Raw genomic sequence first — 17235 nt, forward strand, 5'->3', positions numbered from 1 at the left:
TTATATCGTTATAAGTTGGGTGGTTGTTGTTATTTTATTTTTTAAATTAAATTTTATTAATTTTTTACAAAAATGTTTATAAATAAACATAATGCTTAATAAACAGCACATCAAAAGCATACTAAAGCCGTTGGATTTATTTTTAACAATAAATATTAATAAAATCAATAATATAGTGTTTGGCATGATTTTTGGAATAATGAAATTAAATTCAATTGTTTTATTGTTGTTTTTAATTGGTTTAATTATTTTCCTTAAATATTAGATATTTATTTTGGATTGTTTTTTAAATAAAACCAGTTGTGAAAAAATTTTAATAATTTGATGTTTTTATAATGCTTGGATATTAAATTATTTTATTTTTAATTTAAATATAAGTATTGATGTCAAATTAACACATAAACTAGGGGTTAATTGTGATACGAAAGAGTCTTTCTACATCTGTTGCATTAGGTACTTTATTCCTATCTGCAGGTCATTCAGCATTTGCTGCAGATGCAGATATATTAGCTAAGTTACAAGCGCAAATTAATGCATTACAACAACAAGTTAATCATCTTCAACAAGGCAGTCTTTCTGGAGAGGCGCTTCCAGAAGTCGTTTTTAGTGAGGAAGGGATTGTTGGCGAAGAAGATAATAGTAAAATTATTGCAACCAAGGCAGATGTTGATGGTGTTCAAGCCGCACTTGAAAGTTATAAATATGATCAAGATCGACAAAGAGAGCGTCAAACAGTTAAATCCGCTCGAGATACAACACTTTTTGGTGCTGTTCAAACACGTATTCAGCAGACATCTATACCAACGAATTCTGGAAATTCAAATACTTGGGAAGAGCGAAAATTAAACTTCGAAGTTCCTTTGGCACAAATTGGTTTACGTGGAAATTTATATCGAGATTATAAGTCAGGTAAAAATTTAAGTTATCAGCTCTCTTTTGGTTATTCGAAACGAGCAGGTAGTACGACAAGTGACTTTAGTTTGCAGGACGCTTATTTACAATATAGTTTTGCACCAACAAATGGTGGATTAGAAGATCCAAAATTAACATTAACCGTAGGTCAGCAACAAGTTCCATTTGGTCAAGAAGCACAAGCACCAGAAGATTTGCGTCCAACAATTACACAAGCGCGTGCAGTTTCTCAATTAGGTTTAAGCACCCGTCAAATCGGTTTGGTCTTACGCGGTGATATCAAACCTTATACTGATTATGCGGCAAATTACCGTGCACCACTACTTGAATATGCTTTTGGGATTGCGAATGGTAATGGCCCAAACCGCAATGATGATAATAATAAAAAGGATTATATTGGGCGAGTTGCTTTCACATTACCTGTTGATTATGCAAGTATTTTTAGAGAGTTGAAATTTGGTGCATCATATAAAAAAGGCACCAGTAATATTACAGCAGGGACGCCTGTACGTTTAATTACAGATAACGGTAAGAATGATGTACTGGGTTTAGACATTTATTATAACCATGCGCCTTTTGGTGTGACCTATGAATATTATAAAGCGACTCGGGATACATGGGTTCCTGGGAAAGCGAGTACACAAGAGGTCAAGTCTGATGGGCAAACCATCACATTGTTCTACACCGTTGGTGATCAATTTTATAACAGTATAAAAACCTCAGCAAAATTTGATGATTTTTGGCCTAAATCAGTACAAGCCTACTATCGCTTTGATACTTACGACCCAGATACTGCAACAAAAAATGCGCTAAATGAAGTTGATATTCATTCTGTTGGCTTGAACTTCTTCTTTGCTCAAACAACTAAATTTCAATTGGGTGTAAACCGTTGGTCGTTTGCAAATGTTAATCAGAAAAATTACACCGAGTTATTGGCTCAATTCCAATACGGGTTCTAATTTTATTTATAAAGAGAGTGATGATGAGAAATTTTACACGAAAAATAATTTTTGCAATTACGGCTGCAAGTGCATTTATTCCGTTTATTCCAAGTTTTGCTGCTGAGAATCCAACTGTTATTCGTATTGGTGTTCCGAGTGCAGGCGAAGGTGGACGACCAAAATCTGGGGGGAGCTATCATGCATCAGCACATTTACGTGGCGCAATAGAAAATGAGTTTAAGAAAGATGGTATTAAAGTCAATTGGACCTTTTTTCCAGGTGCTGGTCCAGCTTTAAACGAAGCTTTATCAAACGGTAAAATTGATTTTGCAACTCATGGTGATTTGCCTGCAATTGTCGGTCGCTCTACAGGGTTAAAAACGAAAGTGATTTTATCTGCTGGTCGGTTTTCAAATGCATACTTTACTGTTCCTGCCGACTCTTCAGCTAAAAATATTCGTGATTTAAAAGGCAAAACTATTGCAACATTTAAAGGAACGAACGGTCAATTGGCGTTAGGTCGACTTTTAGAAAAACATGGGTTGAGTGAAAAAGATTTTAAAGTTATTAGTCAAGATACCTACTCTATACGGACGTCATTAGCAACTGGCGATATTGATGGTGCAATTACAAACCCTTGGTCATTAGAAGCACGAGGTGTTGCAAAGCGTATTTATGATGGTCGAAATGACCGTACAACGTATGGACCAAGTGTATTTTGGGTAACAGAAGCTTTTGAAAATAAATATCCTGAAATTGTACAGCGTGTCGTCAATGCCTCTTTAAAACAAGCGTATTGGAGTAGTCAAGAAAAAAATCGTGAAGAACAATACCGTTTGTGGGCACAAACAGGTCTTCCATATTTAGATTATAAGCGTGATTGGGATGGGGTGAATTTAAAAGAAAAAATCAATCCGTTATTAGACCCATATTTTTATGCTCAGACTAAAAAATCAGTTCAACAATCTAAAGATTACAAACTGATACGTCGTGATGTTGATGTTGATAGCTGGGTAGAGCCTAAATATCTTAAACGTGGTTTAGTTGAATTAGGTTTAGAGAATTATTGGCCACAATTTGATGCCAACATTAAGCCGATTGCTGGTACTGGTACTCAAACTACACCAACAAAAACATGGTAAGGAATATTGTGAAAATATGAGGTTTATTCTCATGTTTTCACCTACGAATGAATGAACGTCATGTTATTTAAGGCCGTAATGTATGACCAACAGTTTTTCAGCACCCCCTTTATCGAGTAATTCTCGTTTTATGTTGAGCTTCATTTTAGTTGCCTCAACAGCAGGTCTTGGAATTGGTACAGCTAAAGTTGCAATTTCACTTTTTGCAATTGAATTAAACGCTTCTGAATTTGAAATGGGATTGATTGCAGCATCACAAATGATCGGCATTTTATTCATGGGTTTACCTGCTGGAGCGCTGATTAAACGCTATGGTCCTTTATTTATTTTTAGTTTAGGTAGCTTGTTAGCGGGCTTGTGTTATGCCTTAACACCGTGGGTGCAACATGCATGGTTTCTCATTTTATTTAGCGCTTTAGCAAGCTTTTGCATGCCTTTACGGTTTGTCTCATTAAATACTGTATTTATGAGTCATTTATATCAAATTGGCGCAGCAAAAGCGGGTTGGTTTCGTGGCGCACATATGATTGGTTTCATGCTTATCGGACCAATTTTAGCAGTTTGGTTTACGCATAATTTAGGTTTTATTGGTGGATTTATTGCATTAGGTGCGTTGTTTATTATTCCTGTGATAATTGCACCCACAATGTTTAATAGCTATCAGATCGATACAAAAAAGGCAACGCCAATAAGTTGGAAATCGGTGATTCAGCCTCTGTACCTATTAAAAAAAGAAAAAACTTTACGGTATGTCTCATTGCTTGAATTCGCAAGTAGTGCATCGATGATGTATTTCACTTTTTTTATTGTTGTGATTGCAATTCAAAACTATGGCTTTAGTGCGACCGCAGCAGCGAGTCTTGTTTCACTCTATGGGGCTATATATATGGTGACTTTATTTACTGTAGGGCATTTATTTGAACGATTAGGAAAAAAGCATTTTTATCAAATCAGTTCCGCGAGTATCGCAACAGGACTGTTCTTCTTGGCACTACCATGGGGGCAGTATTGGTTATGGACAGGATCGGCAATATTAGGTGTGGGTTTGGGTGGAATGGGTGTTGCAAATTTATCAACATTTGCACAAATCGGGCAGCGTGTCGGTATGGAGAATGTATCAGCATTATCTTCATTTTTTGGTCCAGTGGGTAGTTTGCTGAGTGGCGTTGTTGGTGGTTTATTTGGTTATGTATGGGGATTACAAAATTTATTTTTCATATGGATGTTTTTGTTTTTAGGTTTACTTGTATTACTTCAAATTAAACAACCATTTAACTCTCCTGAGCAACCACAAATTACAAACTCAGAAGTTGAAATCTTAACAAATGTGGATGGTCAATAAAATGAGTATATTAAATAGGCACTCTTCAAATGCTGTTTCGAATAAATTGCAGATTATGATTATTTTTAAAAAATTATCACAATGGATAATCGAATTAAGTCAGCATATTTTTAAGTCGATTTTAGGAATCTTTGTACCAGTTCTCGTTTTAATTTTCTGGCAGTACGTTTATCAAAAACAATGGTTACCAGAACAAATTTTACCTAGCCCAGCATTGGTGTGGGAAACATTTTGGGAGTTTATTGATACGGGTGAATTATCCGAAAACCTTCAGATTAGCTTAACGCGAATTGGATGGAGCGTTTTACTCGGTAGCGGAGTTGGACTAGTTTTAGGTTTTTTTGTTGGGTTATCACGTAAAGCTTATGAATATTTATATCCAACATTCAATTTAATTGCTCAATTTCCTGTGATTGGATGGATTCCTTTACTTCTCATTTTTCTGGGCATCGGAGAAAGCTTAAAGATTGTCGCTATATCACTTGCTGTTGTTGTTCCTGTAATGGTCGCAACTTATAAAAGTGTTCTCAATACTCCCGCTTATTTATTGGAAGTCGCCCAAGTTTACAAATTCAGTAAATGGCAAATATTAAGAAGAGTAATTTTTCCCTCAGCACTACCCAATATTGTGAGCGGACTTCGTCAGGGCATTATGCAAGCTTGGCTCGCATTAGTCTTTGTTGAACTCTTGGCAAGCAGTGAGGGCATTGGCTATTTGATTGTTTGGGGACGTCAACTTCTTCAACCCGATATTATTTATATGTCCATTTTTGTGATTGGTCTGGTTGGCTATGCTTTAGATAATATTTTGAAATTCATAGAGAAACGATTTAATCGTTGGCAAAATCACGCATTCTAAAGGGAAGAGAAGTTATGACAATTATAGCGCGAGTTAAACAAGCAAACTGGCGAGGTCTTTTAATACCAGGGTTATTTGTGGCAGCTTGGAGTATTGCTTCTTGGTTGAATTGGGTAAATCCTAAATTAATACCAGCACCTTTAGAAGTATTAGATACAGCATGGCGCAATATTATTGAAATAGAATTTTGGAAAAGCATTGCGGCAAGTTTAGGACGAGATTTAAGTGGATTTACCATTGGTGCATTATTTGGAGTCGCTTTCGGTATCGTTGTCGGGATCTCAAAAATAGCGAATTATTTATTTTCTCCTAGTTTTAATTTTTTAAGACAAGTTTCGTTATTTGCATGGTTACCTTTGATTTCGACCTTTTTAGAATATGGAAATAGCGCAAAAATTTTATTTATCAGTTTATCTGTTTTCTATCCTGTTGCATTACATACCATTGATGGTGTACGAGGTATTTCCAATAAGCAGTTTGAGGTTGCCCAAGTTTATCAATTCAACCATTGGCAATTGCTGACTAAATTAATTTTGCCAGGAGCAGCGCCCCAAATTTTTGTAGGACTACAGCTTGGGCTTATTTTTGCGTGGTTGGCGACAATTGGTTCTGAATTCTTGCTTGCAAATTATGGAATAGGCTTGGGCAATATTGTTATTCGAGGTCGGGCAACATTAGATGTGAGTTTGATTGTATTTGGTTTAGTTGTCATTGGCATTATTGGTATTGGTCTGAATCATTTAGCACTTCGTTTAGAAAGATGGCTATTAGCTTGGCGTCAATGAGGAAAAGCATAATGAGATTAAACGCATATTTCGATCGTCCAGTTAAACCTTCTGTATTGCTATATTTGTTGGGGCTGATTGTCGCTGTAATATCTTTATCAGGTTGTAATCGTTCTACCTCAACACATGAAGTCGATTCAGCAACACAAAATAAATTTATTTTACGTTATCAAGATTATCCAGGAAGAGTGAGTTTACCTGAGCTTGCTGAAGATCTAGGTTTTTTTCGAAATATTAAGCTCGATTATAAAGGTAGCATTCAAGGTGGTCCTGAAAATATGCAAGCTATGATGAGTGGTGATGTGGATTATTCGAGTGCCTTTAATGGGGCGATTGTTAAATTGGCAGCAACAACTCGAAAGAGCCCAAATAGTATTGTTGCAGTGGTAGGTGCCAATGGAAGCGATAAGGAAACTTATTTATCTTATGAGGTATTAGAAGATAGTCCAATAAGAACAGCACACGATTTGAAGGGTAAAAAGATTGCAGGAAATACATTAGGTGCACAAGTTGAATTTATTTTAAAAGAATGGTTAAGCCAGAATGGGCTCAGTGAAAAAGACGTTAAACAAGTTGAACTGATTGCCTTACCGCCAGTTGCTACAGAACAAGCCTTAAGACAAGGACAAATACAAGCTGCTGCAATGTATGACCTTATGCGAATTAAAGCAGATGAAAGGGGCGGATTACGTCAATTATTTTCAGATATAGATTTATATGGTGAATATACCTCTGCAAATTATGTTTTTACTCGTCGTTTTACTCAGCAACACCCAAAAATTGTTCAAGATTTTGTAAATGGCGTGGCTTTAGCACAGCAGTGGAGTCAAGCGCAACCCAAAGAGATTGTACGTGAACGCATGATCGCAATTATTGCGAAACGAAAGCGTAATGAAAATGACAATTATGTCAAACATTGGCGAAGTTACGGCATCGCTGAAAAAGGTGCATTCATTCAGCCAAGTCAATATCAACCTTGGATTGACTTTATGGTGAAGCGTAATGAATTAAAAGCAGGTGAGATTAAACCTGAAGATATTTTTTCTAATGAATTTAATTCTTTTGCACAAAATACTTTATCTACAACAGTTGTAGCAAAAGAGGGAGTAAAAAATGAGTAGCCATTTAAGTATTAAAAATGTGTATAAAATTTTTCCTGCCAAGAAAGTGAAAGGGCAAACAACTGAAGATTTTATTGCTGTCAATGATGTGTCTTTAGAAGTAAAAGCAGGTGAGTTTTTAGTGATTGTTGGTCCGAGTGGCTGTGGAAAATCGACTTTGCTTGATTTGTTGGCAGGTTTGACAACACCATCCAGTGGTGAAATAAAAATTGATGGGAAGCAAATTATCGGTCCAGGTTTAGATCGTGGCATTGTTTTTCAGCAATATGCATTATTCCCATGGCTTACAGCGAAAGAAAACATAGAGTTTGGTCTAGAAGCGAAAGGGGTTGAAAAAATAGAAAGACAAAAACAAGCACACTATTTTTTACAACTGGTTGGTTTGGCAGATTTTGAACATCATTACCCAAGTGAACTGTCTGGTGGTATGAAACAGCGCGTCGCAATTGCACGTTCATTGGCATATAACCCAGATGTTTTATTAATGGATGAACCATTTGCGGCATTAGACGCACAGACTAGAGAAACATTACAAGCAGAATTATTACGAATTTGGCAACAGACAGGAAAAACAGTCATTTTTATTACACATAGTATTGATGAGGCAATTTATTTAGGTCAACGCATTGCAATTATGACTTCTAGACCAGGTCGGATTAAAACCATTATTGATGTTCCTGAATCATTGAAAGTGAATCAAGAAGATGTTCGGTCTAATCAAGAGTTTGGTCAGTTAAGGCATCAAATCTGGAGCTTATTAAGAGAAGAAGTTGTGAAAGCACAGGAACTTGAAAAAAACAGCCAGTTAGCAGTTTCGTGATGCCTAAAATAAATTGAGGAGAAATAAGAATGAGCTATGAACCAGTTACGTTGTCAGATAAACCGAAAGAAAAATCATTTATTCGGTATTTTAATCTCGAAAAGATCAGTCGATTTGAAACCTTATGGACATATTATGTATTTAAAAGAAGTATTGTCATTATTATCTTCTTTTTACTGTGGGAAGCATTGCCACGTTTAGGTGCGGTGGACGAAGCATTTTTACCTCCGCTTTCGAAGGTGCTCGAAACAGGTTGGGAATTGATTAAAAATGGTCAATTATTTGTGCATTTACAAGCCAGTTTATCTCGTTCATTTGGTGGATTTATTATTGCTTTGGTAACAGCAATTCCACTCGGCTTTGCAATTGGGTGGTATCGAGGTTTTTCAGATTATGTGAATCCGTTGTTAGAGTTATTAAGAAATACCAGTGCATTAGCAATATTACCTGTATTCATGCTGTTCTTAGGAATAGGCGAAGTTTCTAAAATTGCATTAATTATTTTTGCCTGTGTGTGGCCAATTCTTTTAAATACGATTGCGGCTGTTCAAAATGTCGATCCTCTATTAATAAAATCTGCACGCACTTTAGGTTTAAGTGATGCCAAACTATTTAGAAAAGTCATTTTACCTGCTGCTGTCCCAACGATATTTGTAGGGATTCGTTTGGCTGGTACATCATGTATTTTGGTTTTGATTGCTGCCGAAATGATTGGTGCAAAGGCTGGTCTGGGTTATTTAATTATTTATTCACAGTATAACTTTCAGATCCCTGAAATGTTCTTGGGCATTATTAGTATTACTATTTTTGGTTTTTCTTTTAATTATCTCCTATTGGCAGTAGAAAAATATTTTACAGCTTGGAAAAGAACAGGGTGATCAGCGTGTTGTTAATTCAAGTGCAAAAAATAAGAAATCCTCTTTTATTCGTTCTTTTTACAACACTATTTTTTTTATTAAGTGCATGTAGTAAAAATGATGGAGCTATTGCTACAGGCGAGTTAAATATTGAAGGCAAGCCATTAGAGCGATTGACGGTTAATTATTTAGCTTCTCCTGGTGCAGTCGGGCCTATTGAGCTAGCAGAAGATCTTGGTTATCTCGAGCCAGTTAAACTGAATTATACAGGGATTGCAACGGGTGGACCTCAAGGTTTACAAGCTGCAATGTCTGGAGATGTTGATATTAGTAGTCCTTCATTTACTGGATCAATTGTCAACGTTATTGCCAGTAATGCTCCGATAGTTGCGGTTGCTGCAAGCTATGGTTCACCACCTGATGATAATCGTGGCTATTACGTTTTAGAAAAAAGCCCAATTAAGCAACCACATGACTTAATTGGTAAAAAAGTAGCAGTGAATATTTTAGGGGCTCAAGCAGAGTTCATGCTAAAAGAATGGTTAAAACGTGGTGGTTTAACAGCAGATGAAATAAAACAAGTCACACTTGTTGTGGTACCCCCAGGCAGTGGAGAACAAGCATTACGTCAAGGTCATGTAGATGTCAGTATTCTCAATGGTCCAGCAATTGATCGGGGTGGTGTTCGTTTACTTTATCGAGACTGGGCAATGTTTGGTGATAAAACGCTTGGCATATATGCGATGTCGAAACGATATTTAGATAAAAATCCGAATACAGCAACTCAAGTTGTCACAGGAATTGCACGTGCATTTGAATGGGTAAATCAACACAGTCGAGAAGAGGTTATTGCTCGATTTGAGCAGATTGTAAAAAAACGGCAACGAGCTGAAAATCCTGATGCATTAAAATATTGGTATGGTTGGGGAGTGTCTGATGGTGGGCGTTTAAAAGATGAAGACTTTCAAATATGGATTGATTGGCTCGTTAAAGATGGTCAGCTGAAAGAGAATAAAGTTAATGCACAATCATTATATACAAATAAATATAATGTTTATGAGAAATTTAAATAAAATAGTATGAGCTGATTATATGGTTTATATAAGTTAATTATAATTATTTATTTAAATTATATTTAAGATGAGTATTTAATTTATATTTTTCAGATTTATATATTATTTTTTGAAATTTAAATCATATATTTATTATTTATTTTTGTTTTTATGTGGTTATTATGTTTTAAATATTATTTGAATGGGTTTTTTGAAAATGAGTATTCCAGTTATTAATGTTCGTAATCAATTTAAAGGCATTATACAAGAAATTGTAGATGGGCCAGTGGTAACGGAAGTCGATGTAAAAACACCAGCAGGTTTGTTTACATCAGTCATCACGACACGCTCAGTAAAAGATTTAAATTTACAAGTAGGTTCAGAAGTATTGGTGTTAATTAAATCTACAGAAGTTGCTTTAGCAAAACTATAAATGCTCATTTTAGCGTGTATCTATTAGGTTTATGACATCAAATTGAATTTTGGAGAAGTACATGGTAGATGTTAGTTCCGGTTCACTCCGTATTAACAAAGTTAATAAATACTATAAACGTCGGAATGAAGAGTCTTTTCAAGTTTTGAAAGATATTTCATTAGACATCAAATCTGGTGAGTTTATTAGTATCGTTGGCAGCAGTGGGTGTGGTAAATCTACCTTACTTCGGTTATTGGTTGGATTAGATAATACTTATGTTGGAAATATTGAAATTGATGGAACTGAAATAACAGGAACAAGTATCAAGCGAGGGATTGTATTTCAGGATCATCGATTATTTCCTTGGTTATCGGTTCGGGAAAATGTTCGTGTTGCGTTGCAAAATAGTCCGTTAAGCCGTATCGAACAAGATAAATTAATTGACGAGCATCTTGAGCTAGTCGGTTTAACAGCATTTCAAGAGGCTTATCCCACTCAACTTTCAGGTGGAATGAGCCAACGTGTTGCAATTGCAAGAGCATTGGTGAACCGTCCAAGTATTCTATTATTGGATGAGCCTTTTGGTGCACTTGATGCATTGACTCGTGCGAATTTACAACAAGAATTACAACGAATTTGGCAAGCTGAAAAGATAACAATGATTATCGTCACACATGATGTTGATGAAGCTGTTTTTTTAGGTGATCGTATTGTTGTAATGCAACCGAATCCCGGTCAAATTAAGCGAATAGTACCTGTCGAGATTGCGCATCCGCGATATAGAGATGATGTAAATTTGGCGATTATACGCAATAATATTTTAGCAGATTTTAGTCAAACCCCTGAAATTACTTTAATTGAATCTGTAGAAAAAACGATTGATGATTATCAATTTGCTTGGTAAGTATTAGCATAAATATTTACTATTGATCAATTTCATTTTTGTTATTGATCAATAGTAAAGTGAATAAGTTTTTAATTTTATTGATCTTTTATAAATTTAACTTGAGCGACTTAATCAAATATATTCAACAATAATATGATGATATACATTTGTAGTACTGAATCAATATCATTAAAAATTCAGATCAACGATGGATGATGCCTCATGACCGATGAGCTTATATTTCAGTAATCTAGCTCGAATGACATTGCGGCTTACACCAAGTAATTTTGCTGTTTGCAATTGATTTCTATGGCAATATTCATACGCAACTTTAATGGTAGCTTTTTCGATGACTGAATCTAAAGTCTCATGAGTTGTTAAGTTACCATCTTCAAATATTTTTAATAAAGCTTGATGTAAAAATTGTCTAGGGGCTAAAGATTGTGGAAGATTTTTAGTCTGCGCATGAAAATTATGATGAGATATTACTTGTTCTCCATTTTCATTATATTGCTTATGCTGAAAATTAGTAATTTTACTTTGCTCAATTGAAGCTAAGGTTGTAAAACAAAAATCATTAGGTTGAATTTTATTATTTGAGCATACGAGTAAGGCATGATGCACAGCATTCTCTAACTCACGAATATTTCCTGGATAAGTATAATTTAGCAACTTATCAATTGCTGCTTGACTGAATGTGGCGCGAGGATAACCAAGGCGATTGCAATATTCCTCAATAAAATAATTAGCCAAAGGCAAAATATCATTGGGTCGATCACTTAAATCTAATACTTTTAGTCTAGCGACATTTAAGCGATAAAATAAATCTTCACGAAATTTTCCAGCTTGTACGGCCTCTTCCAATAAGACATTTGTTGCCGCAATGACTCGGATATTTAATTTAATTGGTTTTAATGAACCGACTCTGTAAATTTCACGTTCTTGTAATACTCGCAGTAATTTTACTTGTAAACTTGGAGATAAATCTCCAATTTCATCTAAAAATAATGTTCCATTATTTGCAGCTTCAAACCAACCTACTTTGGTTTGAATCGCACCTGTAAATGCACCTTTTTCATGACCAAATAATTCACTTTCAGCTAAACTCTTCGTTAAAGCACCACAGTTAACCGCAATAAAAGGACTATTTTTTCGGTGGCTTAACATATGTATATGTCTTGCAATCAGCTCCTTTCCTGTACCTGTTTTACCATTTATTAGAACACTGGCTTCACTCGGTGAAATTTGCTCCATTCTCGCTAAAAGTGCTTTAGATTTTTCATCTTGATATACAATTGCAACAGCTCGTTCAGACTTTATGAGCTTCCTTGATTCGGGATACGCTAGTATATTCATCCTCATTTCACTTCTATATATATTTATATAGATGATGCATTAATATTAATGCTAGACAAAATAATTTATATTTCTTAGTTATGCATGATATATTAAATGTGATATATGTATCGCTATGTGGTTAATAAAGAATAATAAATAGATTTGTGTTTTAAAATAATATATTTTTTTATTTTAAATATTAAAAATTATATAGAATGAGTGGTTTTATCTAATAATTGTTAGAAATTATGAATAAATTTTATATTTATTAATATATATTTAATTTTAATATTATTAACATGATATGTATTATTTATAAAAAATATTTTATAAATTTAAAAATGATATTGGTTAAAGTGAAATAGTCTTTATTTTTTATCTTCGTTCCAATTAACCTATTCAATATACATCGTAACTTACGCTGTATTTTCAGATCTTTGAATCTCTTGCATTTCAGCACCCTTTCGTATTTATTAAAAAAAATATAAGCTCAACTATTTGATTTTTATATTAAAAATTTATTTTAAAGATTTAAAATTTAAAATAATTAAAAATATCTTGCATACAAAAGATACATTTGTTATTTTTTAATATTTAATAATACAAATGTATCTATGTGAAAAATTTACACCATCAATACGTGATGGGAGAGAACAAATATGGCTATCAAGGATGTTGAACAAGCCCAAGAAAGTAAGTTGGGTAAAGGACTTAAACAACGACATGTCACGATGATTTCTCTAGGAGGAATTATTGGTGCGGGATTATTTGTAGGGAGTAGTGGTGTTATTGCAACGATTGGGCCAGCAGCAGTATTAAGTTATCTACTTGCCGGTATTGTGGTGTTATTTGTAATGCGAATGCTCGGTGAAATGGCAATTGCTATCCCTGGAATTGGCTCATTTACAGAATATATTCGAGCAGGTTTAGGCAATGGTGCTGGATTTACCTCGGGTTGGCTTTACTGGTATTTTTGGGTGATTGTTGTTGCTGTTGAAGTTGTGATTGGCGCAGAAATGTTGCAAGTCTATATTGATGCACCACAATGGGTGATTGGTATTGTGCTATTAGCAATATTAACACTTGTTAATATTATGTCGGTGAAATCTTATGGGGAGTTCGAGTTTTGGTTTGCATCTTTAAAAGTTGCGGCCATTATTGTTTTTGTTGCAATTGCTCTTTCATTTGCAACAGGAATTACATCATCAGGTGGATCTACCTTTAGTAACTTATATAGTAACTCATTTATGCCAAATGGCTGGTTATCTGTTATTGCAGGTATTCCGATGGTTATTTTTGCAATATGCGGTGCAGAAATTGCCACTATTGCTGCAGCAGAGTCAGATGAGCCTGCGAAGAGCGTAGCATCAATGACACGTTCAGTGATTGTTCGTGTGCTTTTGTTTTATGTTGCTTCAATCTTAATGGTGACAGCAGTCGTACCATGGGAAACGATTGTTAAAGGACAATCTCCCTTTATTCTTGCTATGAATCTTATGGATATTCCATATGCAACGCAAATTATGCATGCAATTGTTTTAATCGCAGTTTTATCTTGCCTAAACTCAGGTATTTATGTTGCTTCACGCGTACTTTATAGCCTTGCAAACCGCAATGAAGCACCTGCAAATGTCAAACAAGTTTCAACGAAAGGTGTTCCTGTCAGAGCGGTTATTTTAAGTAGTTTAGTTGGTTATATTGCTGTACTTGCCTCTATTTTTTCCTCTGAGGTTGTATTTATGTTCCTGATCAATGCTTCAGGTGCAATTATGCTTCTTATTTACTTAATGATTTGTGCATCACAACTCAAAGTCCGTCGTCATTTTGAACGCGTTGAACCAGAACGTTTAGTCTTCAAAATGTGGCTATTCCCAGTATTGACCTATGTTGTGATTGTTGCAATCACCTCTATGTTAGTTGCAATGGCATTTACCGAATCTTTTAGATCTCAAATTTATTCAAGCCTCATTTTAGTTGCCGTTATCTATGCGATCTATTATTTCAAATTTCGAAGAAATACGTCACAAGCGGCAATGAATCAACAAGTTTCACAGCTTCCAAGTAACGATGCCTAAGTCAGAGAGATATTATGAATAGTGCGATTCAAGCCCAGCTCACCCGAACAGTCTGTCGATCTAAAGAAATTTATGATGAAGCACTGAATTATTTACCAGGTGGTAATACAAGAACCACGGTGTATATGAAACCACATCCTATTTATGCGAGTCATGGCGAAGGTTGTCGTGTTTGGGATGTAGATGGCAATGCTTATATCGACTGTATTAATAATTTCACATCAAATATTCATGGTTATAGTAGCCCTTCGATTAATGTGGCAATTACACAGCAATTAATTTTAGGTACGTGTTTTGGTATGCCAACCTATTCTGAAGTAAATTTGGCTAAGTTAATTGTTAACCGGGTGAAATCGATTGAGGAAATTCGTTTCACTAACTCAGGTACTGAAGCGGTCATGATGGCATTAAAGGCTGCGCGTGCTTATACCAAAAAATCTAAAATTGCGAAAGTTGAAGGGGCTTACCATGGTTCTTACGATTATGCTGAAGTAAGTCTCGATTCAAATCCTAAAAATTGGGGTGAAGATGAACCGACCTCAACAGCATATGCTGTAGGAACACCGCAAGCAGTATTAGATGATGTTGTTGTTTTACCTTTTAATGATTTAGAAGCATCTGAAAAAATTTTACGTCAACATGCAAATGAGCTTGCGGGCGTATTAATTGATCCTGTTCCAAACCGTGCAGGTCTTATTCCTGCTAGCCAAGCATATATTGATTTACTTAGAAAATTAACAACAGAATTAGGTATTTTATTAATATTTGATGAAGTCATTTCATTTCGCTTAAGTTACTACAGTGCTCAAAGTCTTTGGGGAGTAGAAGCCGATTTAACTGCACTTGGAAAAATTATTGGCGGTGGTTTTCCTATTGGCGCAGTCGGTGGGAAAAAATCTGTCATGGCTGTTTTTGATCCGACCCAAGGTAAACCCGCTTTGCCACATGGCGGAACATTTTCAGCAAATCCAATTTCTATGATTGCAGGATATGAGGCACTTAAGCTTTTAGATGAACAAGCTTTTGCTTATTTAGATGAAATTGGAGAGAAGTTACGTCACTCTATTAACGCATCTTTTAAAAAGCACAATTTAGCAGGCGTATGTGTAGGTTTAGGTTCATTACTTAAAATTCATTTTACGGATAATGTGATTAAGGATTACCGCTCAATTTATCCAGATGAACAGCAAAACAAGATTTTAGACTTTTTTCATAAACAAATGTTAAATAGAGGAATTTTAACTGCAAGTTACGGCTTAATAGCTCTATCTACAACCATGTCATTAGATGATGTTGATGAAATTGGTACAGCAGTTGAATTAACCATTGAAGAAATATCTAAAGTTTTTAATTGAATAATCTAAAAAGTTGAAAATTATGGAAGAAAGAAACGAAACACCTATTAATTCAAATCCTTATTGGTGGAATGCAGCACCAATTCCAGTCGGATTAGATAAGGTACCTAACCAAGCAGATGTGTTGATTGTCGGATCTGGGATTACTGCAATGTCAGCGGCCATCACTTTATTAAGAAATGGACGCAAAGTGACTGTTATTGATCAGAACAAAATTGGCAGTGGCGCGAGTCGACGAAATGCGGGTTATGTATCACGTTCTTTCAAACATAGTTTTGCTGATTTAGAGAAGAAACACGGCCTAGAATATGCCATTAAATTACATCGTGAATTAGATGAATCTGTGAAATCTGTTCAAGAGTTTGTAGATACATATCATTTAGATTGTGAGCTTAAATTTCTAGGTCGTTTAATGCCTGCACCGAATTCAAAGCACTTTCAATCACTTGAACAAGATTTAGCAAAACAAAAGCATCATCTCGGGTTTGAGTATCAGATGTTAGATAAATCTGAATTACAAACTGAATTGGCGACGGATAGCTATTATGGTGCAGCTTTAATTCCAGATTTAGGAGGAATTCATCCGGGAAAATATCATGCTGAACTATTAAAAGTTGCACTTTCACTTGGGCTTGAGGTGTGTGAGGAAGTGAAAGCTTTAGAAATATGCTCAGCCGGAGAGACTAAGCAGGTGAATACCACGAAAGGTATTATTTCTGCAAAAGAGTTAATTCTAGCGACGAATGGTTATACGGATTTATTGTTCCCTTGGTTACGCAGACGTATTATTCCATTTGATGCCTATATGATTGCAACAGAAGATTTGCCGAATCAATTGGCTCAAAAGATTATTCCTCATAATCGTGTCGTGATTGATACCAGTCATAATCCATTATTTGTACGTCAATCACCTGATGGAAAAAGTATTTTATTAGGTGGATTAACAGCGACGAAACAAGCTTCAAGTGAAGAAAAAGGGCATCATCTCGCTAAAATTTTAAAGCGATTATTGCCTGATTTGGAAGGAGCAAGCATTGCTCATTCTTGGACTGGGAAATGTTCTGGAACCTTTGATTTATATCCACATGCAGGTCAGCACGAAGGAATTTATTATTCATTAGGTTACTGCTTTGTCGGTGTTCCGATGGGAACATATTTAGGAAAAAAACTTGCATTGAACCTTTTGGGGAAAAATGAAGGAAAAACACTTTTCTTTAATCGTAAATTTCCAACGATCCCATTTTATAAAGAAAACCCTTGGTTCTTATCGACCGTATTTAAATATTACGATCATTTAGATAAAGGAACACCAGCTTATGATTTTGCATATTAATT

Annotated in this window: 15 protein-coding genes; 14 read left to right on the forward strand and 1 reads right to left on the reverse strand. The window is 35.2% G+C overall.

Annotated elements, in window-relative coordinates; genetic code table 11:
- The first annotated feature begins 416 nt into the window (after positions 1 to 416).
- The 11 genes from B9T31_RS13655 to B9T31_RS13705 all read left to right on the forward strand — a co-directional run bounded on the left by B9T31_RS13655 (position 417) and on the right by B9T31_RS13705 (position 11150).
- Entirely contained in the window at positions 417 to 1871 is a 1455-nt protein-coding gene (locus B9T31_RS13655) for a DUF3138 domain-containing protein (protein WP_416202542.1), read from the forward strand.
- A gap of 23 nt (positions 1872 to 1894) precedes the next feature.
- On the forward strand, positions 1895 to 2995 hold the full coding sequence (locus tag B9T31_RS13660) for an ABC transporter substrate-binding protein (protein WP_086182496.1): 1101 nt from the start codon (positions 1895 to 1897) through the stop codon (positions 2993 to 2995).
- A gap of 82 nt (positions 2996 to 3077) precedes the next feature.
- Entirely contained in the window at positions 3078 to 4337 is a 1260-nt protein-coding gene (locus B9T31_RS13665; RefSeq protein WP_086182497.1) for an MFS transporter, read from the forward strand.
- A 1-nt stretch (position 4338) separates the two neighbouring features.
- On the forward strand, positions 4339 to 5196 hold the full coding sequence (locus tag B9T31_RS13670; protein WP_228146047.1) for an ABC transporter permease: 858 nt from the start codon (positions 4339 to 4341) through the stop codon (positions 5194 to 5196).
- Between the two features lie 14 nt (positions 5197 to 5210).
- Positions 5211 to 5981 carry an ABC transporter permease gene (locus B9T31_RS13675; RefSeq protein ID WP_086182498.1) on the forward strand — a complete coding sequence of 257 codons (771 nt, stop codon included), beginning with the start codon at positions 5211 to 5213 and terminating at the stop codon, positions 5979 to 5981.
- 11 nt (positions 5982 to 5992) lie between these two features.
- Positions 5993 to 7102, forward strand: coding sequence for an ABC transporter substrate-binding protein (locus tag B9T31_RS13680; protein ID WP_171264762.1), 1110 nt, complete (start codon positions 5993 to 5995; stop codon positions 7100 to 7102).
- Complete coding sequence (locus B9T31_RS13685) at positions 7095 to 7922, forward strand: ABC transporter ATP-binding protein (protein WP_086182500.1); 828 nt, start codon at positions 7095 to 7097, stop codon at positions 7920 to 7922. The genes B9T31_RS13680 and B9T31_RS13685 overlap by 8 nt, the downstream gene beginning before the upstream one ends.
- 29 nt (positions 7923 to 7951) lie before the next feature.
- A complete protein-coding gene (locus B9T31_RS13690; protein WP_086182501.1) occupies positions 7952 to 8800 on the forward strand; it encodes an ABC transporter permease in 849 nt (282 codons plus the stop codon).
- 5 nt (positions 8801 to 8805) lie between these two features.
- Positions 8806 to 9852: an ABC transporter substrate-binding protein gene (locus B9T31_RS13695; protein ID WP_228146048.1), complete on the forward strand. Its 1047-nt coding sequence runs from the start codon at positions 8806 to 8808 to the stop codon at positions 9850 to 9852.
- A 196-nt stretch (positions 9853 to 10048) separates the two neighbouring features.
- The gene (locus tag B9T31_RS13700) at positions 10049 to 10264 is read left to right on the forward strand and encodes a TOBE domain-containing protein (protein WP_086182522.1); all 216 of its coding nucleotides are present in this window, start codon (positions 10049 to 10051) and stop codon (positions 10262 to 10264) included.
- Positions 10265 to 10325: 61 nt separating this feature from the next.
- Positions 10326 to 11150 (forward strand): ABC transporter ATP-binding protein, encoded by an 825-nt coding sequence (locus B9T31_RS13705; protein ID WP_086182502.1) that lies wholly within the window; start codon positions 10326 to 10328, stop codon positions 11148 to 11150.
- A gap of 171 nt (positions 11151 to 11321) precedes the next feature.
- Here B9T31_RS13705 and B9T31_RS13710 read toward each other — a convergent pair whose 3' ends face one another.
- Positions 11322 to 12488, reverse strand: coding sequence for a sigma-54 interaction domain-containing protein (locus tag B9T31_RS13710; RefSeq protein ID WP_086182503.1), 1167 nt, complete (start codon positions 12486 to 12488; stop codon positions 11322 to 11324).
- A 641-nt stretch (positions 12489 to 13129) separates the two neighbouring features.
- Here B9T31_RS13710 and B9T31_RS13715 point away from each other — a divergent pair.
- Genes B9T31_RS13715 through B9T31_RS13725 form a run of 3 tightly spaced genes read left to right on the forward strand, consistent with a single transcriptional unit; the run spans position 13130 to position 17233 of the window.
- Positions 13130 to 14545, forward strand: coding sequence for an amino acid permease (locus B9T31_RS13715; protein WP_086182504.1), 1416 nt, complete (start codon positions 13130 to 13132; stop codon positions 14543 to 14545).
- A 14-nt stretch (positions 14546 to 14559) separates the two neighbouring features.
- Entirely contained in the window at positions 14560 to 15900 is a 1341-nt protein-coding gene (locus tag B9T31_RS13720; RefSeq protein WP_086182505.1) for an aspartate aminotransferase family protein, read from the forward strand.
- 22 nt (positions 15901 to 15922) lie between these two features.
- Positions 15923 to 17233, forward strand: coding sequence for an NAD(P)/FAD-dependent oxidoreductase (locus B9T31_RS13725; RefSeq protein ID WP_086182506.1), 1311 nt, complete (start codon positions 15923 to 15925; stop codon positions 17231 to 17233).
- The last annotated feature ends 2 nt before the right edge of the window (positions 17234 to 17235 follow it).

The sequence above is a fragment of the Acinetobacter sp. ANC 4558 genome (assembly GCF_002135375.1).
Taxonomy (GTDB): Bacteria; Pseudomonadota; Gammaproteobacteria; order Pseudomonadales; family Moraxellaceae; genus Acinetobacter.